This window comes from Pantoea sp. YR525, assembly GCF_900116775.1.
Lineage (GTDB): Bacteria > Pseudomonadota > Gammaproteobacteria > Enterobacterales > Enterobacteriaceae > Pantoea > Pantoea symbiotica.
This window is the reverse complement of the sequence record NZ_FPBU01000005.1, coordinates 1-22,709: the sequence shown is the minus strand read 5'-3', so window position 1 is coordinate 22,709 and position 22,709 is coordinate 1. Positions and strand designations below refer to the sequence as shown.

The 22,709-nt window shown below is 55.3% G+C and carries 24 protein-coding genes and 1 tRNA gene; 15 read left to right on the top strand and 10 right to left on the bottom strand.

The window, feature by feature from the left end:
* The first annotated feature begins 52 nt into the window (after positions 1-52).
* A complete protein-coding gene (degQ, locus tag BM323_RS11330; RefSeq protein ID WP_008104400.1) occupies positions 53-1,423 on the top strand; it encodes a serine endoprotease DegQ in 1,371 nt (456 codons plus the stop codon).
* Between the two features lie 86 nt (positions 1,424-1,509).
* On the top strand, positions 1,510-2,589 hold the full coding sequence (gene degS / locus BM323_RS11325; protein WP_008104403.1) for an outer membrane-stress sensor serine endopeptidase DegS: 1,080 nt from the start codon (positions 1,510-1,512) through the stop codon (positions 2,587-2,589).
* A 23-nt stretch (positions 2,590-2,612) separates the two neighbouring features.
* Here degS and epmA read toward each other — a convergent pair whose 3' ends face one another.
* Complete coding sequence (gene epmA, locus BM323_RS11320) at positions 2,613-3,590, bottom strand: elongation factor P--(R)-beta-lysine ligase (protein ID WP_008104404.1); 978 nt, start codon at positions 3,588-3,590, stop codon at positions 2,613-2,615.
* Between the two features lie 135 nt (positions 3,591-3,725).
* Between epmA and BM323_RS11315 the strand changes: the two genes are divergently transcribed.
* Positions 3,726-4,250, top strand: coding sequence for a lipocalin family protein (locus BM323_RS11315; RefSeq protein ID WP_008104407.1), 525 nt, complete (start codon positions 3,726-3,728; stop codon positions 4,248-4,250).
* Between the two features lie 39 nt (positions 4,251-4,289).
* Here BM323_RS11315 and BM323_RS11310 read toward each other — a convergent pair whose 3' ends face one another.
* On the bottom strand, positions 4,290-4,424 hold the full coding sequence (locus BM323_RS11310) for an entericidin A/B family lipoprotein (protein WP_008104408.1): 135 nt from the start codon (positions 4,422-4,424) through the stop codon (positions 4,290-4,292).
* Between the two features lie 145 nt (positions 4,425-4,569).
* Positions 4,570-5,136 carry an elongation factor P gene (efp, locus tag BM323_RS11305; RefSeq protein WP_008104410.1) on the bottom strand — a complete coding sequence of 189 codons (567 nt, stop codon included), beginning with the start codon at positions 5,134-5,136 and terminating at the stop codon, positions 4,570-4,572.
* A 42-nt stretch (positions 5,137-5,178) separates the two neighbouring features.
* Between efp and epmB the strand changes: the two genes are divergently transcribed.
* Together epmB and BM323_RS11295 are read left to right on the top strand one after the other, a co-directional pair.
* Complete coding sequence (epmB, locus tag BM323_RS11300; RefSeq protein ID WP_008104412.1) at positions 5,179-6,207, top strand: EF-P beta-lysylation protein EpmB; 1,029 nt, start codon at positions 5,179-5,181, stop codon at positions 6,205-6,207.
* A gap of 96 nt (positions 6,208-6,303) precedes the next feature.
* Entirely contained in the window at positions 6,304-6,738 is a 435-nt protein-coding gene (locus BM323_RS11295; RefSeq protein WP_008104414.1) for a DUF1090 family protein, read from the top strand.
* Positions 6,739-6,801: 63 nt separating this feature from the next.
* Here BM323_RS11295 and BM323_RS11290 read toward each other — a convergent pair whose 3' ends face one another.
* From BM323_RS11290 to BM323_RS11275, 4 genes are all read right to left on the bottom strand, one after another.
* Positions 6,802-7,149: a DUF4156 domain-containing protein gene (locus tag BM323_RS11290; RefSeq protein ID WP_008104416.1), complete on the bottom strand. Its 348-nt coding sequence runs from the start codon at positions 7,147-7,149 to the stop codon at positions 6,802-6,804.
* A gap of 197 nt (positions 7,150-7,346) precedes the next feature.
* Positions 7,347-8,999: a chaperonin GroEL gene (gene groL / locus BM323_RS11285; RefSeq protein WP_008104418.1), complete on the bottom strand. Its 1,653-nt coding sequence runs from the start codon at positions 8,997-8,999 to the stop codon at positions 7,347-7,349.
* A gap of 46 nt (positions 9,000-9,045) precedes the next feature.
* On the bottom strand, positions 9,046-9,339 hold the full coding sequence (locus tag BM323_RS11280; RefSeq protein WP_008104420.1) for a co-chaperone GroES: 294 nt from the start codon (positions 9,337-9,339) through the stop codon (positions 9,046-9,048).
* A gap of 193 nt (positions 9,340-9,532) precedes the next feature.
* Positions 9,533-9,985 (bottom strand): FxsA family protein, encoded by a 453-nt coding sequence (locus tag BM323_RS11275; protein WP_036648355.1) that lies wholly within the window; start codon positions 9,983-9,985, stop codon positions 9,533-9,535.
* 375 nt (positions 9,986-10,360) lie between these two features.
* Here BM323_RS11275 and aspA point away from each other — a divergent pair, with 375 nt between their 5' ends.
* The 5 genes from aspA (at position 10,361) to BM323_RS11250 (ending at position 15,829) form a co-directional block, all read left to right on the top strand.
* Complete coding sequence (gene aspA, locus BM323_RS11270) at positions 10,361-11,797, top strand: aspartate ammonia-lyase (RefSeq protein WP_008104424.1); 1,437 nt, start codon at positions 10,361-10,363, stop codon at positions 11,795-11,797.
* Between the two features lie 117 nt (positions 11,798-11,914).
* Positions 11,915-13,216, top strand: a complete 1,302-nt coding sequence (locus BM323_RS11265) for an anaerobic C4-dicarboxylate transporter (protein WP_008104426.1) — start codon at positions 11,915-11,917, stop codon at positions 13,214-13,216.
* Between the two features lie 83 nt (positions 13,217-13,299).
* Positions 13,300-15,000 (top strand): protein-disulfide reductase DsbD, encoded by a 1,701-nt coding sequence (locus BM323_RS11260; protein ID WP_008104428.1) that lies wholly within the window; start codon positions 13,300-13,302, stop codon positions 14,998-15,000.
* Positions 15,001-15,066: 66 nt separating this feature from the next.
* Positions 15,067-15,645 (top strand): division control transcriptional repressor DicD, encoded by a 579-nt coding sequence (locus tag BM323_RS11255; protein WP_008104431.1) that lies wholly within the window; start codon positions 15,067-15,069, stop codon positions 15,643-15,645.
* A 108-nt stretch (positions 15,646-15,753) separates the two neighbouring features.
* Positions 15,754-15,829, top strand: a tRNA-Phe gene (locus BM323_RS11250).
* 88 nt (positions 15,830-15,917) lie between these two features.
* Here BM323_RS11250 and BM323_RS11245 read toward each other — a convergent pair.
* Both BM323_RS11245 and BM323_RS11240 read right to left on the bottom strand, forming a co-directional pair.
* Positions 15,918-16,217: a helix-turn-helix domain-containing protein gene (locus BM323_RS11245; protein WP_008109607.1), complete on the bottom strand. Its 300-nt coding sequence runs from the start codon at positions 16,215-16,217 to the stop codon at positions 15,918-15,920.
* On the bottom strand, positions 16,204-16,569 hold the full coding sequence (locus tag BM323_RS11240) for a type II toxin-antitoxin system RelE/ParE family toxin (RefSeq protein ID WP_008109609.1): 366 nt from the start codon (positions 16,567-16,569) through the stop codon (positions 16,204-16,206). The genes BM323_RS11245 and BM323_RS11240 overlap by 14 nt, the downstream gene beginning before the upstream one ends.
* Before the next feature lie 461 nt (positions 16,570-17,030).
* Here BM323_RS11240 and BM323_RS11235 point away from each other — a divergent pair, with 461 nt between their 5' ends.
* Positions 17,031-17,726, top strand: a complete 696-nt coding sequence (locus tag BM323_RS11235; RefSeq protein ID WP_008109611.1) for an RraA family protein — start codon at positions 17,031-17,033, stop codon at positions 17,724-17,726.
* Positions 17,727-17,783: 57 nt separating this feature from the next.
* Here BM323_RS11235 and BM323_RS11230 read toward each other — a convergent pair whose 3' ends face one another.
* On the bottom strand, positions 17,784-18,704 hold the full coding sequence (locus BM323_RS11230) for a DMT family transporter (RefSeq protein WP_008109612.1): 921 nt from the start codon (positions 18,702-18,704) through the stop codon (positions 17,784-17,786).
* 270 nt (positions 18,705-18,974) lie between these two features.
* Here BM323_RS11230 and BM323_RS11225 point away from each other — a divergent pair, with 270 nt between their 5' ends.
* Genes BM323_RS11225 through BM323_RS11210 form a run of 4 tightly spaced genes read left to right on the top strand, consistent with a single transcriptional unit; the run spans position 18,975 to position 22,301 of the window.
* On the top strand, positions 18,975-19,814 hold the full coding sequence (locus BM323_RS11225; protein WP_061718305.1) for a transporter substrate-binding domain-containing protein: 840 nt from the start codon (positions 18,975-18,977) through the stop codon (positions 19,812-19,814).
* A 2-nt stretch (positions 19,815-19,816) separates the two neighbouring features.
* Positions 19,817-20,527 carry a 5-oxoprolinase subunit PxpB gene (gene pxpB, locus BM323_RS11220; RefSeq protein ID WP_008109616.1) on the top strand — a complete coding sequence of 237 codons (711 nt, stop codon included), beginning with the start codon at positions 19,817-19,819 and terminating at the stop codon, positions 20,525-20,527.
* Positions 20,524-21,510, top strand: a complete 987-nt coding sequence (locus BM323_RS11215) for a 5-oxoprolinase subunit C family protein (protein ID WP_008109617.1) — start codon at positions 20,524-20,526, stop codon at positions 21,508-21,510. Before pxpB ends, BM323_RS11215 begins: the two co-directional genes overlap by 4 nt.
* A 20-nt stretch (positions 21,511-21,530) precedes the next feature.
* Positions 21,531-22,301, top strand: a complete 771-nt coding sequence (locus BM323_RS11210) for a 5-oxoprolinase subunit PxpA (RefSeq protein ID WP_008109618.1) — start codon at positions 21,531-21,533, stop codon at positions 22,299-22,301.
* Positions 22,302-22,709 lie beyond the last annotated feature (408 nt).

Sequence of the window (22,709 nt, the reverse complement as noted above, 5' to 3'; positions counted from 1 at the left end):
CAAACTACTGTCACACTTCTTTTATCCCTTTCGCAGCGAGAGCGTTGTAGCAATGAAAAAACAAGCACGTCTGTTAAGCGCATTAGCCTTGGGTATCGGGATGAGTTTGGCTGCGGCGCCGAGTGCGCTGGCGACTCTTCCTGCCCAGATTCAGGGACAAGCATTGCCAAGCCTGGCACCGATGCTGGAAAAAGTTCTGCCCGCAGTAGTGAGCGTGCGTGTTGAAGGTACCGACAGCGGCCAGCAGGCGCAGGAGATTCCTGAACCGCTGAAGCGCTTTTTTGGTCAGGCACCGGGCCAATCTCAGCCGCAGCCCTTTGAAGGTCTGGGTTCTGGCGTGATCATCGATGCCGCTAAAGGCTACATCCTCACCAACAACCATGTGGTCAGCAACGCCGATAAAATTAGCGTGCAGTTGGGTGACGGCAACGAATATGACGCTAAGTTAATTGGTCACGATGAACAAACCGACATCGCCTTGATTCAGGTTGAAGGCGCGAAAAATCTCACGCAGATAAAAATCGCCGATTCCGATTCGCTCAAGGTGGGTGATTTTGCCGTGGCCATCGGAAATCCGTTTGGTCTGGGTCAAACGGCCACATCGGGCATTATCTCCGCGCTGGGTCGTAGCGGCCTGAATCTGGAAGGTCTGGAAAACTTCATTCAGACCGATGCCGCGATTAACCGCGGTAACTCCGGCGGTGCGCTGGTGAACCTGAATGGCGAGTTGATTGGTATCAACACCGCGATTCTGGCCTCAAGCGGCGGCAACATCGGCATTGGCTTCGCCATTCCCGCCAACATGGCGATGAATCTGGCGCAGCAGCTGATTCAGTTCGGCGAAGTGAAGCGCGGTCAGCTCGGCATCAAAGGCACGGAAATGACTGCCGATATCGCCAAAGCGTTTAACGTTGATGCGCAGCGCGGTGCCTTTGTTTCAGAAGTACTGCCGAAGTCAGCCGCCGAGAAAGCGGGCATCAAAGCCGGCGATATCATTACCTCGATCAATGATAAGCCGATCACCAGCTTTGCCGAGCTGCGCGTGAAAGTCGGAACCACGCCGCCGGGCCAGGACGTGAAAATCGGCCTGCTGCGTGAAGGCAAACCGGTCAACGTTACCGTTACGCTGGAACAGAGTGCGCAAACCACCGCCAGCGCACAGTTGATGTCTCCGGCACTGCAAGGCGCAACGCTGAGCGACGGCGCGACCAAAACCGGTGATAAAGGCGTGAAAGTCGATGCCATCGAAAAAGGCACACCAGCGGAGCAAGTCGGTTTGCAGAAAGATGATGTGATCATCGGCGTGAACCGCAATCGCGTCGCTTCTATTGCCGAAATGCGCAAAGTGCTGGAAGGCAAACCGCCGGTGCTGGCACTGAACGTGGTGCGCGGCGAAGAGAGTATTTACCTGCTTCTGCGATAATCCTCGCATCAGGCGGACAAGCAGGTGTTTGTCCGCCTTTCTCATGCTATTCTGCCCTGCGATCTCACCTGGCTTGAAATAACACCATGTTTCTTAAACTTTTGCGTTCTGTGGTGATGGGCCTGATCGTGGCTGGCTTACTGCTTGTCGCGATCCCTGCGCTGCGTATGGGCAGCAACATCACCTTTGAACATGACAATAGCGACGATGAAGCACCCGTTAGTTTTAATCAGGGTGTGCGACGCGCCGTGCCCGCAGTCGTCAACGTCTATAACCGCAGCGCCCACGGCAACAATAATCGCGGCATCACCACGCTCGGCTCCGGCGTGATCATGAACGGCAAAGGCTACATCCTCACGAATAAACATGTGATTAATAACGCCGATCAGATCATCGTCGCGCTGCAGGATGGACGCTTCTTCGAAGCCACCTTAGTGGGTTCCGATGCCATGACCGATTTAGCGGTGTTGAAAATCAGCGCCTCCAACTTGCCGGTTATCCCCATCAACGCCAAACGTATCGCGCACATCGGCGACGTCGTCATGGCGATCGGTAACCCTTACAACCTAGGCCAAACCGTGACGCAAGGCATTATCAGCGCCACCGGACGCGTGGGCCTGAGCTCATCCGGACGACAAAATTTCCTGCAGACCGATGCCTCAATCAATCAGGGCAACTCGGGCGGCGCATTGATTAACTCGCTGGGCGAACTGATGGGCATTAATACCCTGACGTTTGATAAAAGCAGCGATGGCGAAACGCCGGAAGGGATTGGTTTCGCCATTCCCACCGCGCTGGCGAGCAAAATCATGGATAAGCTGATTCGTGATGGCCGGGTGATTCGCGGCTATATCGGCATTACCGGACGTGAACTGCCGCCGCTGCATGGCCAGGGCAATAATCTCGATCGCGTACAGGGCATTATCGTTAGCGACGTCACGCCGGGCGGGCCTGCCGATAGCGCCGGCATTCAGGCTAATGACGTGCTGCTGGAAGTGAATGGCAAACCGGCGCTCTCGGCGCAGGAAACCATGGATCAGGTGGCAGAAATTCGTCCGGGTTCGGTGATTGACGTGCAGATTTTGCGCAATGAAAAGAAAATGACCTTGCCGGTGACGATTCAGGAATTCCCGGAAGTGACCGCGCCCGCCACCACCACGCCATAAGGGCGCTTGCGCGCCCTGATGATTTAGCTGCGATCGACCGGGAAGGCGATCACTTCGCTCAGCGAGCTGGCTTTCAGCGCCAGCATGATTAAACGATCTACGCCCAACGCCACGCCAGAACAAGCAGGCATACCGTGCGCCAGCGCATCCAGCAGATTGGTATCGATAGGATGTTGTGGCAGGCCGCGCGCAGCACGACGACGATTGTCCTGCTCAAAGCGCTGACGCTGCTCACGGCTATCGGTTAACTCACGGAAACCGTTCGCCAGCTCAATCCCTTTGTAATAAACCTCAAAGCGCTCGGCGACGCGGTGATCTTCGGTACTGATCTCTGCCAGCGCGGCCTGTGTTGCCGGGAAGTGGTAGACGAAGCACGGCTTATCGTTACCAATCTTCGGTTCAACGCCCAGCATAAACAGCAGTTGCAGCAACGTATCGCGGTCTTCTTCACGATTCGCCAGCTCGCCCTCGCCCAGCTTCTCCGCCACTTCGCGCAGCTGTGCTTTATCGGCCGACAGCGGATCCACTTCCAGATGGCGGATAAACGCCTGCTGATACGACAGCGATTCAGCGCTGTCGCACTCCAGCACCTGCTGCATCAAATCGTCCACTTCATTCATCAGGCGGTACATATCGTAGTGCGGACGATACCACTCCAGCATGGTGAACTCGGGATTGTGGTGACGTCCTGCTTCCTCGTTACGGAAGCTGCGGCCCATCTGGTAAATCGGGCCGCTTCCGGCCGCCAGCAGGCGCTTCATGTGATATTCCGGACTGGTCATCAGCCACAAATCGCGCCCTTCGGCTGCGCCTGGCCCAACAAAACGCGTCTGGAACGGTACCAGATGGATGTCAGTGATGGTCGCCTGGCTCATCGCCGGGGTATCGACCTCCAGCACGCCGCGATCGGCAAAGAAACGACGTATTTCCGCGATGATAGCGGCGCGTTTCAACAAATTGGCAATGGATGCGCTCGGCTGCCAGCTTGCCGTTTCGCTCATGTTGATGACTCCTCATACAGATAAGGGGTGGAAGTCTACCCGCATTGCCGATAGCAAACAACGACAGCGGGCGCAGGCAGCAATTTGGTATCGGGCAGCTATACTTAACCCATTAAATCGTAAAGGAATCCCACAATGTCCCCATGGAAAACCCTGCTCGCCAGCCTGAGCGCCTTTCTCTCCGTTGCCTGCACGACCACGCCGCCCAAAGGCGTCACGGTGGTAGAAGGTTTCGATAGTCAGCGCTATCTCGGCCAATGGTATGAGATCGCCCGCCTCGATCACCGCTTTGAGCGAGGATTACAACAGGTTACTGCCAATTATAGTCCGCGCGACGATGGCGGCTTAAAGGTGATCAATCGTGGCTACAATCAGCAGAAACAGCGCTGGCAGGAGAGCGTGGGCAAAGCCTACTTCACCGGCGATAAACAGCGCGCCTCGCTTAAAGTGTCATTCTTTGGCCCGTTCTATGGCGGTTACAACGTGATTGCCTTGGATCCTGACTATCGCTATGCGCTGGTGTGCGGGCCGAATCGTAGCTACTTGTGGATTCTGTCGCGTACGCCGCAACTGGATGAAAGCGTTAAACAACGTTTGGTTGAACAGGCCAGAAGTGCCGGATTCCCGGTGGATGAACTGATTTGGGTGGAGCAGAAATAGAGAGAACCGGTGCGAAAGTCGCTTTCACACCGGAATATCTTACTGTGCGCTGCGCTGAATCGCTTTGCCGCCCGCCTGAACATCTTCGCCAACACCACGCGTGGTGTTACAAGCGGTCAGAACGGATGAGAGCACCAGCACGGAAAAAATCGCGACAATACTTTTCTTTAACATAGCCATATCCTTTTTGGTTGCAGTAAAAGTACAGCTCTTAAAGCATAGTCTTGATCTGTAAAACTGCGGATTGGGCGGATGAAAAAAGAGAAGGGAAACACACAGAGAGAAAAAAGGCGCATCGATGATGCGCCTGATTTGACGATTATTTTACGCGAGAAACGTATTCGCCAGAGCGGGTATCCACTTTTACCACTTCGCCAATCTGTACGAACAGTGGCACTTTGATTACCGCGCCAGTCGACAGCGTAGCTGGCTTACCGCCAGTACCTGCGGTATCACCCTTCAGGCCTGGATCGGTTTCGATAACTTCAGCTTCGATGAAGTTTGGTGGCTGAACAGCGATCGCTTTATCGTTCCACAGGGTAACGATACAATCCGCATTGTCCTGCAGCCACTTGGTCACGTCATCCAGCACTTTAGATTCGATCTGATACTGCTCGAAAGATTCCGGGTGCATGAAGTAGAAGAAGTCGCCGTCGTTGTAAGAGTATTGCAGCGTCATATCACGAACGTCTGCGCCTTCGGCAGAGTCAGTAGATTTGAAGGTCTTCTCAACGCGAGAACCGGTCAGCAGACGACGCATTTTTACGCGCGCAAATGCCTGGCCTTTACCCGGCTTAACGAACTCACTGGCTTCGATGGCATATGGCTCGCCTTCGAACATGATTTTAAGACCGGGACGGAAATCGTTGCTAAGATAAGTCGCCATAAAGGCCCTCTGTAAATATTGAACTGGTAAATAGCCAAAAAAATGGCACACATTGTAACCCTAAATCCCCCCGTCAGAGAAGATTGGTTGCAGCAACTAGCTGATGTTGTCACCGAACCTGCTGAATTACTGCAACTTTTATCTCTTGATCAGCATGCTGATCTGGCTGCAGGCGCTGATGCACGCAAGCTTTTCGCCCTGCGCGTACCGCGCGCCTTCATCGCACGCATGAAAAAAGGCGATGCAACGGACCCGCTGCTGCTGCAAGTGCTCACCAGCCGTCAGGAATTTATTGATGCGCCAGGTTATAGCACCGATCCGCTGGATGAACAAAGCAGCGTGGTGCCGGGTTTACTGCATAAGTATAGAAACCGTGCGCTGCTGCTGGTAAAAGGCGGCTGTGCGGTCAACTGCCGCTACTGTTTCCGCCGTCATTTTCCCTATCAGGATAACCAGGGCAACAAGCGCAACTGGCAAGCGGCGATTGATTACATCGCCACGCATCCGGAACTGGATGAGATTATCTTCTCCGGCGGCGATCCGCTGATGGCGAAAGATCATGAGCTGGCATGGCTGGTGGACGCGCTGGAAAAAATCCCGCACCTCAAACGCCTGCGTATTCACACCCGTTTGCCGGTGGTGATCCCGGCGCGCATCACTGAAGGCTTGTGTCAGATTCTGGCCGACACGCGTCTGCAGGTGTTGATGGTGAGCCATATCAACCACGCGCAGGAAATTGATGACGAGCTGCGTTACGGCATGCAGATGCTGAAGCGTGCAGGCGTTACGCTGCTTAATCAGAGCGTGTTGCTGCGTGATGTGAATGATGATGCGCAGACGCTGGCGGATCTCAGTAATGCGCTGTTTGATGCCGGCATTCTGCCCTACTACCTGCACGTGCTGGATAAGGTGCAAGGCGCGGCGCACTTCTTTGTTTCCGATGAAGAAGCGCGCGTGCTGGTGCGCCAGCTGCTGGCGATGGTGTCCGGTTATATGGTGCCAAAACTGGCGCGAGAGATTGGCGGAGAGCCAAGCAAGACGCCGCTGGATTTACAGCTGCGTCAGGAATAAGCCAGACACGACTGGGTGTTTCCCCAGTTCAGTTCCTCTATAAAAGCACCTGGAACGATCGAGCACATAGTGTGCTTTTGGAAGCCAGGAGCTTTTATGAAAAAGTTAGCATTGATATTGCTGGCATTATTGTCATTGAGTTTATTTTTAAGCATGAAGGCTAAAGCGGCTCAGGATTGCGGCTCACGTCACGCGGCCATCAGCGAAGAGTTACGTTACGCCGAAGCCAATAATAACCCTGCCCGCATCGCTGGCCTGCGCAGTGCACTCACCGAGTTGGATGCCCACTGCAGCAGAAGTAGTGTTATTTCAGACACGCAGCGTCAGCTGGATAAACTCAGCGATAAAGTCGCGAGTAAGCAGAAATCTATTCGAGAAATCGAGTTTGATCTACAGCGCGCCCGCATGGATGGCGATGCGAAAAGAATTCGCAAATATCAACGTCGATTAGAGGACAAGCGCGAAGAACTCTCTGAGGCGAAGGACGAACTAACACGCGTACGTAATGAGATGGCAGCGTTGCGCAAATAACAAAATGGCCGAGAATTTTCGGCCATTTTGCTTTTCATCTTTCAGGCCATTAGGCCGGAAAAATCACGGGCACTTATACACCTGGCCGGTCATTTTGCTATCGAGCGGCGCGAAAGCTGACAGCAAATTCTGCGTCGGGCTGGTGGCGCCATAAATCACGTTGCCGCCCATTTCAGCCGCGCGGTTACGCAGGTCGTTAGCTGCGCCACGCAGTGAACTGCCTTCACCGCCTGAACCGCTCAGCCAGTTGCTCTGGGAGCCGGTAAGCGTTCCCAGCAGCTGACATTGACTCGCGGGTTGTTGGTCGACGAAGGTCACACGTTCGCCGCCAGCACTCAGTTGATTGGAGCTGCTACAGCCCGCCAGCAGTAAAGTTCCGACTGCCAGACCGAGCAAGAGGTTAATCCGCATTGTAATCCCCATTTATTATCATCAGTGTCGGGCGGCAGCGTAGCAGAAAAGCGCACTTTTTTTCTGAACATTCATTGCCCTAAACCCGTAAAGCCGAAGTATTGCGCCCTTACTTATACCTTGTTCCCCAGCAAAAGAAAAACCCCCGACCGTTTCCGATCGGGGGTTTTCCAGATGACTTAAGCAGTCAGGGGCAATTACATCATGCCGCCCATTCCGCCCATGCCACCCATACCGCCAGCGCCACCTAAATCAGGTGCATCGTTTTTAGGCAGATCGGTCACCATCGCTTCGGTGGTGATCATCAGGCCTGCAACAGATGAAGCGTACTGCAGCGCAGAACGGGTCACTTTGGTTGGGTCCAGGATACCGAAGTCGATCATGTTGCCGTACTCTTCGGTCTGCGCGTTGTAACCGTAGTTACCGTCGCCCGCTTTCACGTTGTTAGCAACAACTGAAGGCTCTTCGCCGGCGTTAGAAACGATCTGACGCAGTGGCGCTTCCATTGCGCGCAGCGCAACTTTGATACCCACGTTCTGATCTTCGTTATCGCCTTTCAGGCCAGATGCGGCGATTTTCGCTGCAACGCGAACCAGCGCCACACCACCACCTGCAACCACGCCTTCTTCTACTGCAGCACGGGTCGCGTGCAGAGCATCTTCAACGCGTGCTTTCTTCTCTTTCATTTCAACTTCAGTTGCTGCGCCCACTTTCAGAACGGCAACGCCGCCTGCCAGTTTCGCTACGCGCTCCTGCAGTTTCTCTTTGTCGTAATCAGAGGTCGCTTCTTCGATCTGCTGACGAATCTGAGTAACACGGCCAGAGATAGCGCCTTGATCGCCCACGCCATCGATGATGGTGGTGGTGTCTTTGTTGATGACAACGCGCTTAGCCTGACCCAGATCTTCCAGGGTAGCTTTTTCCAGCTCCATACCGATCTCTTCAGAGATCACGGTACCGCCGGTCAGGATAGCGATATCCTGCAGCATAGCTTTACGACGATCGCCGAAACCAGGTGCTTTAACCGCAGCCACTTTCACGATACCGCGCATGGTGTTCACCACCAGCGTTGCCAGTGCTTCACCTTCCACGTCTTCTGCAATGATCAGCAGTGGCTTACCGGCTTTAGCAACGGCTTCCAGCACTGGCAGCATTTCGCGGATGTTAGAGATTTTCTTGTCAGCCAGCAGGATGAACGGGGTTTCCAGCTCAACTGCGCCTGTTTCAGGCTTGTTGATGAAGTACGGAGACAGGTAGCCGCGATCAAACTGCATACCTTCAACCACGTCCAGCTCGTCTTGCAGGCCGGTGCCTTCTTCAACGGTGATAACGCCTTCTTTGCCCACTTTGTCCATCGCGTCAGCGATCAAAGTACCCACGGTTTCGTCGGAGTTAGCAGAGATGGTGCCAACCTGTGCGATAGCGCGTGAATCCTGGCAAGGTACAGACAGCGCTTTCAGTTCTTCAACGGCAGCGATAACTGCTTTGTCGATACCGCGCTTCAGATCCATCGGGTTCATGCCCGCAGCCACAGCTTTCAGGCCTTCGGTGATGATCGCCTGAGCCAGAACGGTTGCGGTGGTGGTGCCGTCGCCTGCTGCGTCGTTCGCTTTAGAGGCAACTTCTTTCACCATCTGTGCACCCATGTTCTCGAACTTGTCTTCCAGCTCGATTTCACGCGCAACAGAAACACCATCTTTAGTGATGGTCGGTGCACCAAAAGATTTATCCAGAACCACGTTACGGCCTTTCGGGCCCAGGGTAACTTTTACTGCATCTGCCAGTACGTTTACGCCACGCAGCATTTTCACGCGTGCGTCATTACCGAATTTTACGTCTTTAGCTGCCATTTCAAATATCCCTTAAATTCGTTTCGTTCAGTGAATTACGCGTAAATTACGCTTCAACTACTGCAAGGATGTCGCTTTCGGAGATGATCAGAACTTCTTCGTTGTCGATTTTCTCGGTTTTAGCACCGTAGCCTTCGCTGAAAATCACCAGATCACCCACTTTTACGTCCAGTGGCTTAACTTCACCGTTTTCCAGGATGCGGCCTTTGCCAACAGCCAGGACTTCACCGCGGGTAGATTTACCGGCAGCTGAACCGGTCAGCACGATGCCGCCCGCTGATTTAGCTTCAACTTCTTTACGCTTGACGATGACGCGATCATGCAATGGACGAATTTTCATTTGATAGCTCTCCTTTGAGAAGTCCAATCATTCATTTTTTGGGGTTGAACCGGACTGCATGGCTTCCGGCCTCGTGCTGGAAGAGATAGGGGCAATAAGTGGGCTTTCAAGGGCAAAAAATATAAATATTTTCGTTTCTGCAACAGATGGCGAAAAATGCAGCAAAAAGGCGGCTTGCGCCGCCTTGATGAATTTATTGGTCCTTATCGTGACCAATTCGGTCCTGATCTTTGCGCTCGTATTCACCGTCCACGGTGAAACCGGCATCCGGACCGGCGCCCGGTCCGCGCCACACGCGCAGATGCGGCATCAGTTTCAAGGTCAGATGCTTCTGCACCGGCGGCAACAGCAGCAGTAAACCGAGAAAGTCGGTGAAGAAACCAGGCAACAGCAGCAGGAAGCCGGAGATGATCAGCGAAACGCTTTTGGTCATCTCAGCCGCCGGGCTTTCGTTACGCGCCAGCTTCTCCTGCATCAGCCGGAAGTTCTTCATGCCCTGATTTTTCACCAGCGACACACCAATACACGAGGTGAAGATCACCAGCAGCATGGTGAGCAGCACGCCCAGCGCATGCGCGACCTGAATGAAGATTGAGATCTCAATCCAGGCCAAAACAAAAAAAATCACTAACGGTAACCAGCGCACCGAATTCTCCTGTGAGTTGGAGCTGCCCCGCAAATTGCCAGACAGCAGAAAGGGATGGTCTGTAGGACCGTATTGATAGAGATGGGCATTTGCACCGGCATTTTCAACTGATCCTGCCATTTTTTTCCCACTGACTTAAAATTGCGAAGTACATCACATATCGTTATTACCGCTGGGCCTGTAAAAGCCCGTAAAGTGATCTGTGCACAAACAATTCTGTAACATCAGAATATGATCGTGCCCGTCAGCGCGAAGATGGATAATATGTCGGCGCTGACATTCCACGACAATATAATCGCTTCACCTGCACGTTAATTGCCGCCCGTCCATTCGGACGCCCGGCAGTAACCAGGCAGCAATAATAAGAAGGTAATCATGGCGAACAACATTCGTATCGAAGAAGACCTGTTAGGCATGCGCGAAGTTCCGGCAGACGCTTACTACGGTGTTCATACTCTGCGTGCGATTGAAAACTTCTATATTAGTAATAGTAAAATCAGCGACATACCGGAGTTTGTCCGCGGTATGGTGATGGTGAAGAAAGCAGCCGCGCTCGCCAACAAAGAGTTGCAGACCATTCCCCGTAATATCGCCAACACCATTATTCAGGCCTGTGATGAAGTGCTGAATAACGGTAAATGCATGGATCAGTTCCCGGTTGACGTCTATCAGGGCGGCGCGGGCACCTCGGTCAACATGAACACCAATGAAGTGCTGGCCAACATCGGTCTGGAGCTGATGGGCCACCAGAAAGGTGAGTATCAGTACCTCAATCCCAACGATCACGTGAACAAGTGTCAGTCCACCAACGACGCTTATCCAACCGGTTTTCGTATCGCGGTTTACGCCTCGATTCTGAAACTGCTCGACGGCATCAATCAGCTAAGCGAAGGCTTCCAGCGCAAAGCGGTTGAGTTCGAAAACATCCTGAAAATGGGCCGTACCCAGCTACAGGATGCGGTGCCGATGACGCTCGGCCAGGAGTTCCACGCGTTTAACGTGCTGCTGAATGAAGAGACCCGCAGCATCCTGCGCACCGCCGAACTGCTGCTGGAAGTGAACCTTGGCGCGACCGCCATCGGTACGCGTCTCAACACGCCAGATGGCTACCAGCAGCTGGCGGTACAGCGTCTGGCAGAAGTGAGTAATCTGCCGGTGGTGCCTGCAGAAGATCTGATTGAAGCCACCTCCGACTGTGGCGCATACGTGATGGTGCACTCGGCGCTGAAACGTCTGGCGGTGAAACTGTCGAAAATCTGTAATGACCTGCGCCTGCTCTCTTCCGGTCCGCGCGCCGGCCTGAATGAGATCAACCTGCCAGAACTGCAGGCCGGTTCATCAATCATGCCCGCCAAAGTGAATCCAGTGGTGCCAGAAGTGGTGAATCAGGTGTGCTTCAAAGTGATCGGCAATGACATCACCGTCACCATGGCGTCTGAAGCGGGTCAGCTGCAGCTCAACGTGATGGAGCCGGTAATTGGCCAGGCGCTGTTCGAATCGATCAGCATCCTGACTAACGCCTGCTTCAACCTGCTGGAAAAATGCGTTAACGGCATCACCGCCAACAAAGCGGTGTGTGAAGCTTACGTGTTCAACTCGATTGGTATCGTCACCTACCTCAACCCGTACATCGGCCATCACAACGGCGACATCGTCGGTAAGATTTGTGCCGAAACCGGCAAGAGCGTACGTGAAGTGGTGCTGGAGCGCGGCCTGCTGACGGAAACCGAACTGGACGATATTTTCTCCATTCAGAACCTGATGCATCCGGTATATAAAGCCAAACGCTACACCGACGAAAACGAACAGTAATCCGTTCCGGATCAAGTTGCCAAAAGCACGCCCGTATACAATGCGGCGTGCTTTTTTCATTTTGGCGGCTACAACTTTAAGAGTCGAAATTGATCCACGGCTCAGGGAGCGGAACGAATGGTAGTAGTGGAGTTAGTTATTGTCCTGCTGGCGATCTGGCTCGGTGCGCGTCTTGGCGGCATCGGCATCGGTTTCGCGGGCGGTTTAGGTGTGCTGGCGTTAACGCTGATTTGCGGCTTAAAGCCCGGCGCGATTCCCTTCGATGTGATCGAAATTATCATGGCGGTGATTGCCGCGATTGCCGCGATGCAGATTGCTGGCGGTCTCGACTATCTGGTGGGATTGGCCGAGCGCCTGCTGCGCCGTCATCCGCGCTATGTCACCTTCCTCGCGCCGCTGGTCACCTATGTCATGACGCTGCTGGCCGGTACCGGCCACACCGCGTTCTCCACCTTGCCGGTGATTGCTGAAGTGGCGAAAGAGCAAGGCGTGCGCCCTTCTCGTCCGCTGTCGATTGCGGTTGTCGCCTCGCAGATTGCCATCACCGCGTCGCCGCTTTCTGCGGCAGTGGTATTTTTCGCCTCCATTCTTGAACCGCGCGGCGTAAGTTATCTGGCGCTGTTGGGCGTTGCGATTCCCTCCACCATGGCAGCAATCTTCTGCGCCGCCATCATCACCAGTTTCCTCGGCAAAGAACTTAAGGATGATGAGGTTTACCAGGCGCGACTGGCAAAAGGTGAAGTGAGGCTGCGCGGTGAGCAGGTTTATGACATCAAACCAGGCGCGAAGCGTGCTGTCTTCCTCTTCCTGATCGGCATTGCCGCCGTGGTGCTCTACGCCACCGCGATTAGCGACAGCGTTGGCCTCATCACCAACCCAGTGCTGCCGCGCAACGAAGCCATCGTGGTGTTTATGTTGACCGTTGCCACGCTGATTTGCCTGACCTGCAAAGTCGATACCGGTGAAATCCTCAGCGCCAGCACCTTTAAATCAGGCATGAGTGCCTGTATCTGCGTGATGGGCGTCGCGTGGCTGGGCGATACCTTCGTTAAAGCGCACCTCAACGACATTCAGGCGTTAGCCGGAGATATGCTGCAAGGTTATCCGTGGATGCTGGCGCTGGTGCTGTTCTTCGCCGCCACGCTGCTCTATTCGCAGGCCGCCACCACCAAAGCGTTAATGCCTGCTGCGTTGATGCTGGGCGTCTCGCCGCTGGCCGCTGTCGCCTCCTTTGCAGCGGTTTCCGCGCTGTTCGTGCTGCCGACCTATCCTACGCTGCTGGCCGCCGTCGAAATGGATGACACCGGTTCAACCCGTATCGGCAAGTTTGTGTTTAACCACTCCTTTATTATTCCCGGCGTGTTGGCAATTGCCTTCTCGGTGGCGTTTGGCTTCCTGTTTGGCAGCCTGATTCTATAGCGCCGTTACATCCTGAAAACCTCGTGGCGAAGCGGTCGTGCTATTATCGCGGCCTATTCGCCACCGGAGCTCATTCATTCGCTATGGCTGCACGACTCTTTCGCCTTGCCGGCTTTTGCCTGGCGCTGGTTTTCTGCCTTTCGGCACAAGCCTCACTTTTCGCCCCGAACAACAACAGCCGCTTTGTGCCGGTTGATCAAGCGTTTGGCTTCGATTTCTCGCAGCAGGGCAATCAGCTGACGCTCAGCTGGAAAGTGAAGGATGGCTACTATCTCTATCGCCAGCAAATCCATGTCACGCCGCAAAAAGCGCAGATTGCCCCGCTGACGTTGCCGCCAGGCCAGTCGCACGAAGATGAGTTCTACGGCAAAAGTGAAATCTATCCGCAAGATCTGCAACTGCCGATCACGCTGCGCCAGGCCGATGCCGGCGCGACCGTCACCGTGACCTATCAAGGCTGCGCCGCCGCCGGTTTCTGCTATCCGCCTGAAACCCGCGCCGTGCCGCTGAGCGCGGTTGCCGCCAATCAGGCTGCGCCCGCAGTCAGCGCGCAGCCCGCCAAAAACAGCACGCCGCTGCCGTTTTCACCGCTGTGGGCGCTACTGATTGGTATTGGCGTTGCCTTCACGCCATGCGTATTGCCGATGTATCCGCTGATCTCCAGCATCATTTTAGGTGGCCCGCGCCGCTATTCGATGGGGCGATTATTCGCGCTGGCGATGGTGTATGTGCAAGGTATGGCGCTGACCTACACCGTGCTCGGCATGGTGGTTGCAGCGGCGGGATTACGCTTCCAGGCCGCGCTACAGCATCCTTACGTGTTAATGGGCTTGTCGGCGTTGTTTATCGTGCTGGCGCTGTCGATGTTTGGCCTGTTCTCGCTGCAATTGCCTGCCAGCCTGCAAACGCGCCTGACACTGTGGAGCAATCGCCAGCAAGGTGGCTCGCTGCCCGGCGTATTTATGATGGGCGCACTGGCGGGATTGATCTGCTCGCCCTGCACCACCGCACCGCTCAGCGCCATTCTGCTGTATATCGCGCAGAGCGGTAATCTGTGGGCCGGTGCTGGCACGCTGTGGCTGTATGCTTTCGGCATGGGCCTGCCGCTGATTGCCGTGACCATGTTTGGCAACAAGCTGCTGCCGAAAAGCGGGCCGTGGATGCAAACCGTCAAAGAAGGTTTTGGCTTTGTGATTCTGGCGCTGCCGGTATTCCTGCTGGAACGCGTGATTGGCGATCTGTGGGGCATCCGTTTGTGGAGCCTGCTCGGCGTGGCGTTTTTTGCCTGGGCATTCAGCCTTAGCCTGCGCGCCAGCGGTAAATGGCGTGTGCTGCAGATCATCATGCTCGCCGCCGCGCTGGTCAGTGCTCGCCCGTTACAGGATTGGGCGTTTGGCAGCAGCACCAGCGCGCAAGCCGTGGCGCATCTGCCGTTCCAAACCATCAATAGCAGCGAGCAGCTCGATAGCGCGCTGCAGCAGGCGCAAGGCCGCATCACTATGGTCGATCTGTATGCCGACTGGTGCGTGGCCTGTAAAGAGTTCGAGAAATACACCTTCAGCGATGAAGGCGTGCGTAACGCATTAAGTCAGGTGCAACTGCTGCAAGCCAATGTCACCGCCAATAACGCCCAGGACAACGCGCTGTTGCAGCATCTGCAGGTTTTAGGTTTGCCGACCATTCTGTTCTTTGACGCGCAAGGCAGAGAGATCCCTGATTCGCGCGTCACCGGCTTCCTCAACGCCGCCGATTTCCGCACGCATTTGCAGAATTTGTCACGTTAAACGACACTGTCAGCAGAACACTGCCCGCTCGTCCGCGAGCGGGCCCGCATTCCAGAGGAGAGTCACTTGCAACGTGAACAAATACTCGAGCATGCGTTGAATGTGCTCGAACAGAGCGGCCTGGCCGCCACCACTTCCCTGAGCCAACTGGCTGGCGAAACCGGTCTTGAAGCAGAACAGCTGACGCGTTTCTGGCCCGATCGTGATGCCTTGCTGTACGACGCGCTGCGCTATCACGGCCAGCAGATTGATAGCTGGCGTCGTCAGGTGCAGCTCAATGAACATCTCAGCGCCGAACAAAAGCTGTTGGCCCGCTACGAAGTGCTGAGTGAACACGTCAGCAAAGGCCGCTTTCCCGGCTGCCTGTTTATCGCCGCCTGCAGCTTCTATCCGCAACCCGATCAGCCGGTGCATCAGCTAGCCGAACAGCAAAAGCGCAGTTCCTGGCAATTTACCCATGAAATTCTGGTCGATTTAGCGCTGGATAATCCCACCATGGTGGCCGATCAGATGGAGCTGATTCTGGAAGGTTGCCTGAGCAAGCTGCTGGTGAAACGCAACGTGCAGGATGTGGCAACGGCGCGCCGCCTGGCGGAAGATGTACTCGGCATCGCGCTGTGCCGCAAAAATGGTGCGCTGGCGTAGCCTTTTTATCCACCTTGTCTGAAAAGCAAGCAATCAATCACGATTGCTACGCTTTTTTGACGAAAGCCGTTGACGACGATAAGCCATTAGGGTTTAATGCGCCCCGTTGCCCGGATAGCTCAGTCGGTAGAGCAGGGGATTGAAAATCCCCGTGTCCGTGGTTCGATTCCGCGTCCGGGCACCAACATTCTGAAAACCCAGCTTATGGCTGGGTTTTTACTTTTCTGCGTTCTGAAAAAGATGCCGGTTTCTCACGGACATCTTCCTCCACATCAGATCTGAAATATCCGACCATCTCCGGTGGGAAGTTCAACATTGAGACTCAACTTACCGCCTAACGCCTCGACATACTTTTTCAGGCTGGAAAGTTTTATCTCGTCACCTCGCGCTTCAATCGCGGCGATAGCAGGCTGCGAGATACCCATTTTTTCAGCCAACTGCACCTGTGAAAGTTCCAGCTCCTCACGCAACTGACGCAGGCGGATCTCCATGATTTTTTGGTCGGCCTTATTTTTAATGCGCTCCTGGGACTCAGGAGAACGCTGTGCGATCAGCTCTTCAAGTTTTGGCATTGGTTAATTCCTCCAGATGCTGCTTGTACTCTTTATCAGCCAGTTTGATCATCGATTGGTAGAAGCGCTTCTGATTAACACCGGTTTTATCCCCCGCACACAGCACGATAGCCTTCCTTGCAGGATCAAACGCGAAAAATGCGCGAATCGGCCTTCCATTACTTTGGACGCGAAGTTCCTTCATGTTGGCAAAACGAGAACCGGTGACCGTATCGACATCCGGTCGCCCCAACATTGGGCCAAACACCTTTAGCACTTCGAGACTCGACAACACATCTTCAACCATTTCATCATCTTGTTCTTGCAGCCATGCTGCAAAGAGCAAAGTAATTTCGACTTCCCAACTGTTCAAAATTGCCTCTCATAAACTGTAGTTTATATCGACACCATATAAACTGGAAGTTATATTTTGAGAGATGATTTGCATCATGATTTCTGCTTGCCGATGTACTGAACGTCTTAGATTTGAGAGACGCTTCTGAAAATAAATTAACGACTCAGCTAATACTTTTAATCTATCTCACCATAATAAAATCCAATGAAATTAATTATCAGTGATTTAAACCCACCCAAAATATTAATTCGTGATCCTGCCTCCGTTAGCCGTAACATCCCATACGTAACACCTGCGCAATCGCGTAAGCTTAATTTCATACTAGTAATCACCCGCTGATTCAGCTTGTTAGCTTAACGCCCTAATTATTGAAGTAGTGACTTCTCACAAAGAAAAATACAACGTCTTACTTCCATCTTTAATTATTTATTCAGAAACACGATTCGATTAATTAAATCACTCCCTACAGGAAAATAACCATGAGCGCAGGAAACCGAATCTATTTACGCCGTCCCGCCGATGCCGAACCGCTGCTGGAAGCTTTTCGCCGTTTACCGGCGGCGGTGGTAGCGGATTGCATGAGCCGCTTGCCCGCCTTGTCGGCGGAGATCAGTCTGAAAACCGCGCCGCGCCAGACGATCATGTGTGGCCTGGCGGTGACGGTTAAAGCGCGTTCCGGCGACAACCTGATGCTGCACAAAGCGCTGGATATGGCGGGCCGAAACGATGTGATTATTCTGTCGAACGAAGGCGATCGCAGTCAGTCGCTGATGGGTGAAGTGATGGCGACCTATGCCAGACAGCGCGGTATGGAAGGCATTGTGCTGGACGGCCCGGTCCGCGATATCGAAGGGTTGTCACGCATGGATTTCCCCATCTACGCCGCCGGTCACACGCCGGGTGGCCCGTTCAAGGACGGTCCCGGCGAGATCAACGTGCCGATTGCCTGCGGTAAAATTCACGTCTCGCCGGGCGATATCGTGCTGGGCGATGCGGATGGTGTGATTGTGATTCCTCGCCAGGATGCCGCACGCATTCTCGAAGCAGCGCAGGCATATCTCATCGTTGATGAACACAACTTCGAGCTGGCGAAGACCGGCGCGCTGGAACGCAGCTGGCTGGATGAGACGCTGCGCACCAAGCAGGTTGAAATCATTGATGATGTGTTCCGCTAATCTTTCGCCGTCGTAGGGTGCGCATTTATGCGCACCAGGTCGCCATAAATGGCAACCCTACGGCGTACTACTCACCATTGCCAGCTTACGCTGCCGGTTCTCACGCCACACCGCAAAAATCCCGGCCAGCGCCACAATCGATGCGCCCAGCAAGGTGGTGCTGCCCGGCAGGCTGTTCAGGAACAGATAGCCAATCAGCATCGACCACACCAGCGTGGTGTAATCGAACGGTGCCAGCAGTGAGGCATCGGCATAACGCAGGCTAAGCGTCACCAGAATCTGTGCGAGACCGCCAAACAGGCCGCAGCCCACCAGCAATAACAGCTGTATGGAGCTGGGTTTGCTCCAGCCAAACAGCGCCGTCGCCAGGCCAATAAGAGTCGTCATTACAGAGAAATAGAACACAATCGCGCCCGGCTTTTCGATGCCGTTGAGGAAGCGGATTTGTACGTTAGAGGTCGCGGAACACAGCGCCGCCAGCAACGCAAATGCAACGCCGATGCTCGCCGTCGCATTGCTGGCACCATGAGAAAACAGCGCGCCGCTGGCGCTCAGGCTGGAAGAGAGCATGATCAGAATGCCGGATAATCCCACCACCACCGCGATCCAGCGCGAAACCCGCACCCGCTCTTTCAACAGCATCGCCGCCATAATCACGGTAAACAGCGGCGCGGCATAGCTGAGCGCGGTCGCATCAGCGAGTGAGATATACACCAGCGCCAGATAGTTAAAATACATGCCGCCGGTGCCGGAGAAGCCACGTATAAAGTGACCAAACAGGTTACGCGTCTTGAGGTTTTCCAGCACGTTGCCCTGCATTTTCAGCCAAATCAGCAGCGGGAACAGCGCGATAAAGCTGCGGAAAAAAATCACTTCGCCAGTGGGAATGGCACCGTTTAGCCCCTTCACACACGCCAGCATCAAGGTGGCGCACAGCGCGGCCACTATCTTCAATAACACGCCTAATCGGGCATTCATGCTTTTTCACTTCTCTCTACCACATGCAATCGGCGGGACTGCCGAGAGGACATGCAACCAGCCTGGCGATAAAAGTGTGCGCTGGATAACACTTTTTTGCTCTGCCCGAATAGAAAGAACTTATGCGCCGCTTAGCCATATTTTTTTGCTATCGCACGACAGGGTTTCCCTCTTTTTCGTCTGAAAACAAAGCCGATATAGTCCAGAAAAGCGAGAAATCAGGCGCTCCGTCCCGGTGACGCCGTGGTATTCATCATTGAGGAAGTTCACATGACCATGAAAAGACGTACCACCATCGGGCTGGCACTGCTGCCGCTGCTGGCTATTTCGGCTGCTCATGCAGACATGATGGCGAACATCAAATCCAGCGGCGAGCTAAAGTGCGCGGTCTATTCGGACGTGCCGCCCTTCTCTTCCCCGGATCCGAAAACGCGCCAGCTGGCGGGCATGGATATCGATCTGTGCAACGCGCTGGCGAAGCAGATGAACGTCAAACTGACGCTGGTGCCCACCTCGGTGGAAGCGCGTATTGCGGTGATTGCCACCGGTCGCGCCGACGTATTGATCGCTAACCTTGCCTACACCAAAACTCGCGGCAACCAGATTCAGTTCAGCGATCCCTACTACGTCGCCAAAGAGATGCTGCTGGTGAAAGCACCGTTGGCCGACAAGCCGCTGAGCTATTTCCAGGGCAAACGCATCAGCGCCACCAAAGGCACCACCTCTGAGCAGTCGATCCACATTAAAGGCGGCAAAGCGGTGACCTTCCAGGATTCGGCCTCCGCGTTCCTCGCGCTGGAGCAGAACAAATCAGTCGGCTTCGTCACCAACACCATGACCGGCATCAAAACCATTTCACAGGCGAAAAAAGACGGCATCAATCTGGCGATGATCAAAGAGCCGATGGCGCTGGAGCCGATTGGTGTCGGCATGAAGCGTGATGAACCGGCACTGCTGGCCAGCGTCAACAGCAGCCTGAAGGCGATGGACGATGACGGCACCATCGACAAAATCTGGGATACATGGATTGGGCCTAACACCGAATACAAAATGGTGCGCGAAGAGCGCGTACAGCCGCTCTCCAGTCTGAAATTTGAACCGCTGGAATAACCATGCCCGTGAAGTCGCACTCTGCTCTCCCGCCCGCCAGCGCCCCCGCGCTGGTTTGCTCCTCTGATATCAAGCTCTCCACCATCGGCGCACGCGCGTGGTTGGTGGAAGCGCCGGGCGGTTTCGATCTCCCGGCGCAGCGGCGCATCTGGTCGCTGGCGCGCCTGCTGCATGCCGATGAAGCAATTGAAGCGCTGATCCCCGGCGTCACCAATCTGCTGGTGCTGTTCCGCCATATCCCAGCCGATGAAACCGCCGTGCGCATGCAGCTGCATGCTGCCTGGGATCAGGCGCAGGCGATCAGTCCGCAGGGCAAACTGATTGAAATCCCGGTGCATTACGGCGGCGAACACGCCATCGATCTCGAGGCGGTATGTCGCCATACCGGCTTAAGCCCGCGCGAGGTGGTACGCCTGCATCATCAAAGCGAATACACGGTGTTTGCGCTGGGCAGCGCGCCTGGCTTCGGTTATCTGCATGGTTTGGATCCGCTGCTGGCGACGCCGCGCAAGAAAGTGCCGTCGCTCAGCATGCTTAAAGGCACCGTCACCATCGGCGGCGCACAGGCGGGCGTCTCGGCGCTGACCGGCCCAAACGGCTGGAACGCGATTGGTTTTGCCGAGCTGGCGGTGTTTGATCCGCTGGCCGCATCGCCCGCGCTGATGGCACCGGGCGATCGCATCCGTTTTCTGCCGCAGAGGATAGAGCTGTGATTGAGATCGAACAGAGCGGTGCGCTGAACACGGTGCAGGACTTAGGTCGCTTCAACTATCGCCACATGGGCGTGTCAGTAAGCGGCGCGATGGATCCGCTGGCGCTGCGTGCCGGTAATCTCCTGCTCGGCAACGACGAAAATGCAGCGGCGATTGAAGTGCAGCTGTTTCCGTTTCACGTACGTTTTTTGCAAAACAGCAGCATCGCGGTGACCGGTGCCGATTGCCGCGCCACGCTGGATGGCACGCCGCTGCCGCCGTGGTGGGGCTGCAGCGTACGCGCCGGGCAAGTGCTGGAGCTGCGTTATCCACGCAGCGGCGCGCGTGGCTATGTGTGTATTGCTGGCGGCATCGATGTGCCGCTGGTGCTCGGCTCGCGCAGTACCGCGCTGCGCGGCGGCTTCGGCGGCGTTGAAGGTCGTCCGCTGCAGCGTGGCGATCGGCTGGCGCTCGGCGAAAGTCGCAGCCCGTTACTTCCCCACAGCGGCATCGGCATTGAACCGCCAGACAGCGCATTACACGCATGTTTTCCCCGCAACCCCGCCGGAGAAATTCAGCTGCGCGCCATTCCCTCCGGCGAATACCCGCTGTTTGCCGCCGATGCTGCGCGTTTCTGGCAGCAGTCGTGGCAGGTATCGAATCAAAGCAATCGCACCGGCTATCGGCTTTCAGGCGATCCGATCTTCCCGTCAGAAACCGTTGAAATGCGATCTTACGGGCTGATCCCCGGCATTGTGCAGGTGCCGCCGGGCGGCGAACCGATCATCCAGCTGAGCGATGCCAACACCGCTGGCGGCTATCCGAAGATCGCGGGCGTGATCGAGCAGGATCTATGGCGACTTGGACAAGTGCTGCCGGGCCAGTCGATCCAGCTGATCCAATGCGATGTGCGTGAAGCGATCGCCATCGAACAGGAAGTCACGCGCTGGCTGAGCCGCCTGCGTCTCAGCTGCCAGCCACTGCGTAAAGCGCTTACCGTTTAATCCGCATAAGGAAACCAGGCATGAAGATTGATGTGAATTCCGATATGGGCGAAGGCTTTGGCGTTTACCAGCTGTGCGATGACGCCGCGCTGATGAAAGTGGTGTCATCCGCCAATATCGCCTGCGGCTTTCACGCGGGCGATGCGGCGATCATGACCAACATGGTGCGGCTGGCGAAGGCACATGGCGTGGGGATTGGCGCGCATCCCGGTTTACCGGATCGTCAGGGTTTTGGCCGCCGCGAACTGCCGTTTAGCGCCGAAGAGATTTGCCAGCAGGTGGCCTATCAGCTCGGCGCGCTCACGGCGATTGCCCGCGCGGAAGGCACCTATGTTTCCCACTTCAGTTTCCACGCCGCGATGGGCAACATCGTCAACCGCGATGCCGCGCTGGCGCAACAGGTGATGGAATTGGTGGCGCGCATCAATAGCGATCTGATCATCTTCGCCCAGCCCGATACGATCATCGAAACCGCCGCGCAGGCGGCTGGCCTGAAGACGCTGACGCTGTTTCTGGCGGACCGCGCCTATGACGCGCAAGGCCGCTTAGTTCCACGCGGCATTGCCGGTGCGGTAATCAAAGAGGAAGCCGCCTTGCGCGCCCGCGTGCGACAGTTTTTGCAGCATGGCACGGTGACGACGATTGAAGGTGAAGAGATTGCAGTGCGAGCGCGCTCGATTCTGGTTCACAGCGACACGCCAGGTTCGCTGGCGCTCGCCACCATTGTGCGCAGCGAAATCGAAGCCTGCGGCCATCAGGTCGCCCCAGCCGCAGAGGTTATCGCACAATAATGACAGTACCCGAACGGGTTTTTCGTAGGGTGCGCATTCATGCGCACCAGGTCGCCATGAATGGCGACCCTACGGAATTAGTCGCGATTGTGAGTCGGAAAATTGCATTGCTACTGCAGCGCGGGTGTTGAGGCGACATCCCAAACCGCTGAGCGAATGAGGGATTCCAGGGCGAGCCGCATGGATGCGGCGAGAGGTGGCGCTGAGCAGGAGCGAATCGCCACCGGTCCGTCAGGAATCGTGAATGAGTGAAGGTACCGCGCAGCGGCGGGTTGGGCTGGCGCAGGGCCCGGGAGTGCAGAGGGCGTGGCCATGCACTGAACCCCAAAACCTGGACACATTTTACATCTCTTTTGATGCCCGGTATTCCACCGGGCTCATGCCCGTTCTGAGACAAATTCGTTCGTG

Coding starts and splice junctions, on each gene's coding strand:
- aspA (WP_008104424.1), top strand. CDS start 10,361: ATGGCGAACAACATTCGTATCGAAGAAGACCTGTTAGGCATGCGCGAA.
- BM323_RS11225 (WP_061718305.1), top strand. CDS start 18,975: ATGACCATGAAAAGACGTACCACCATCGGGCTGGCACTGCTGCCGCTG.
- BM323_RS11315 (WP_008104407.1), top strand. CDS start 3,726: ATGTCCCCATGGAAAACCCTGCTCGCCAGCCTGAGCGCCTTTCTCTCC.
- efp (WP_008104410.1), bottom strand. CDS start 5,136: ATGGCGACTTATCTTAGCAACGATTTCCGTCCCGGTCTTAAAATCATG.
- BM323_RS11210 (WP_008109618.1), top strand. CDS start 21,531: ATGAAGATTGATGTGAATTCCGATATGGGCGAAGGCTTTGGCGTTTAC.
- degS (WP_008104403.1), top strand. CDS start 1,510: ATGTTTCTTAAACTTTTGCGTTCTGTGGTGATGGGCCTGATCGTGGCT.
- degQ (WP_008104400.1), top strand. CDS start 53: ATGAAAAAACAAGCACGTCTGTTAAGCGCATTAGCCTTGGGTATCGGG.
- BM323_RS11260 (WP_008104428.1), top strand. CDS start 13,300: ATGGCTGCACGACTCTTTCGCCTTGCCGGCTTTTGCCTGGCGCTGGTT.
- epmA (WP_008104404.1), bottom strand. CDS start 3,590: ATGAGCGAAACGGCAAGCTGGCAGCCGAGCGCATCCATTGCCAATTTG.
- BM323_RS11265 (WP_008104426.1), top strand. CDS start 11,915: ATGGTAGTAGTGGAGTTAGTTATTGTCCTGCTGGCGATCTGGCTCGGT.
- epmB (WP_008104412.1), top strand. CDS start 5,179: ATGGCACACATTGTAACCCTAAATCCCCCCGTCAGAGAAGATTGGTTG.
- BM323_RS11310 (WP_008104408.1), bottom strand. CDS start 4,424: ATGTTAAAGAAAAGTATTGTCGCGATTTTTTCCGTGCTGGTGCTCTCA.
- BM323_RS11280 (WP_008104420.1), bottom strand. CDS start 9,339: ATGAAAATTCGTCCATTGCATGATCGCGTCATCGTCAAGCGTAAAGAA.
- pxpB (WP_008109616.1), top strand. CDS start 19,817: ATGCCCGTGAAGTCGCACTCTGCTCTCCCGCCCGCCAGCGCCCCCGCG.
- groL (WP_008104418.1), bottom strand. CDS start 8,999: ATGGCAGCTAAAGACGTAAAATTCGGTAATGACGCACGCGTGAAAATG.
- BM323_RS11245 (WP_008109607.1), bottom strand. CDS start 16,217: ATGCCAAAACTTGAAGAGCTGATCGCACAGCGTTCTCCTGAGTCCCAG.
- BM323_RS11230 (WP_008109612.1), bottom strand. CDS start 18,704: ATGAATGCCCGATTAGGCGTGTTATTGAAGATAGTGGCCGCGCTGTGC.
- BM323_RS11295 (WP_008104414.1), top strand. CDS start 6,304: ATGAAAAAGTTAGCATTGATATTGCTGGCATTATTGTCATTGAGTTTA.
- BM323_RS11290 (WP_008104416.1), bottom strand. CDS start 7,149: ATGCGGATTAACCTCTTGCTCGGTCTGGCAGTCGGAACTTTACTGCTG.
- BM323_RS11235 (WP_008109611.1), top strand. CDS start 17,031: ATGAGCGCAGGAAACCGAATCTATTTACGCCGTCCCGCCGATGCCGAA.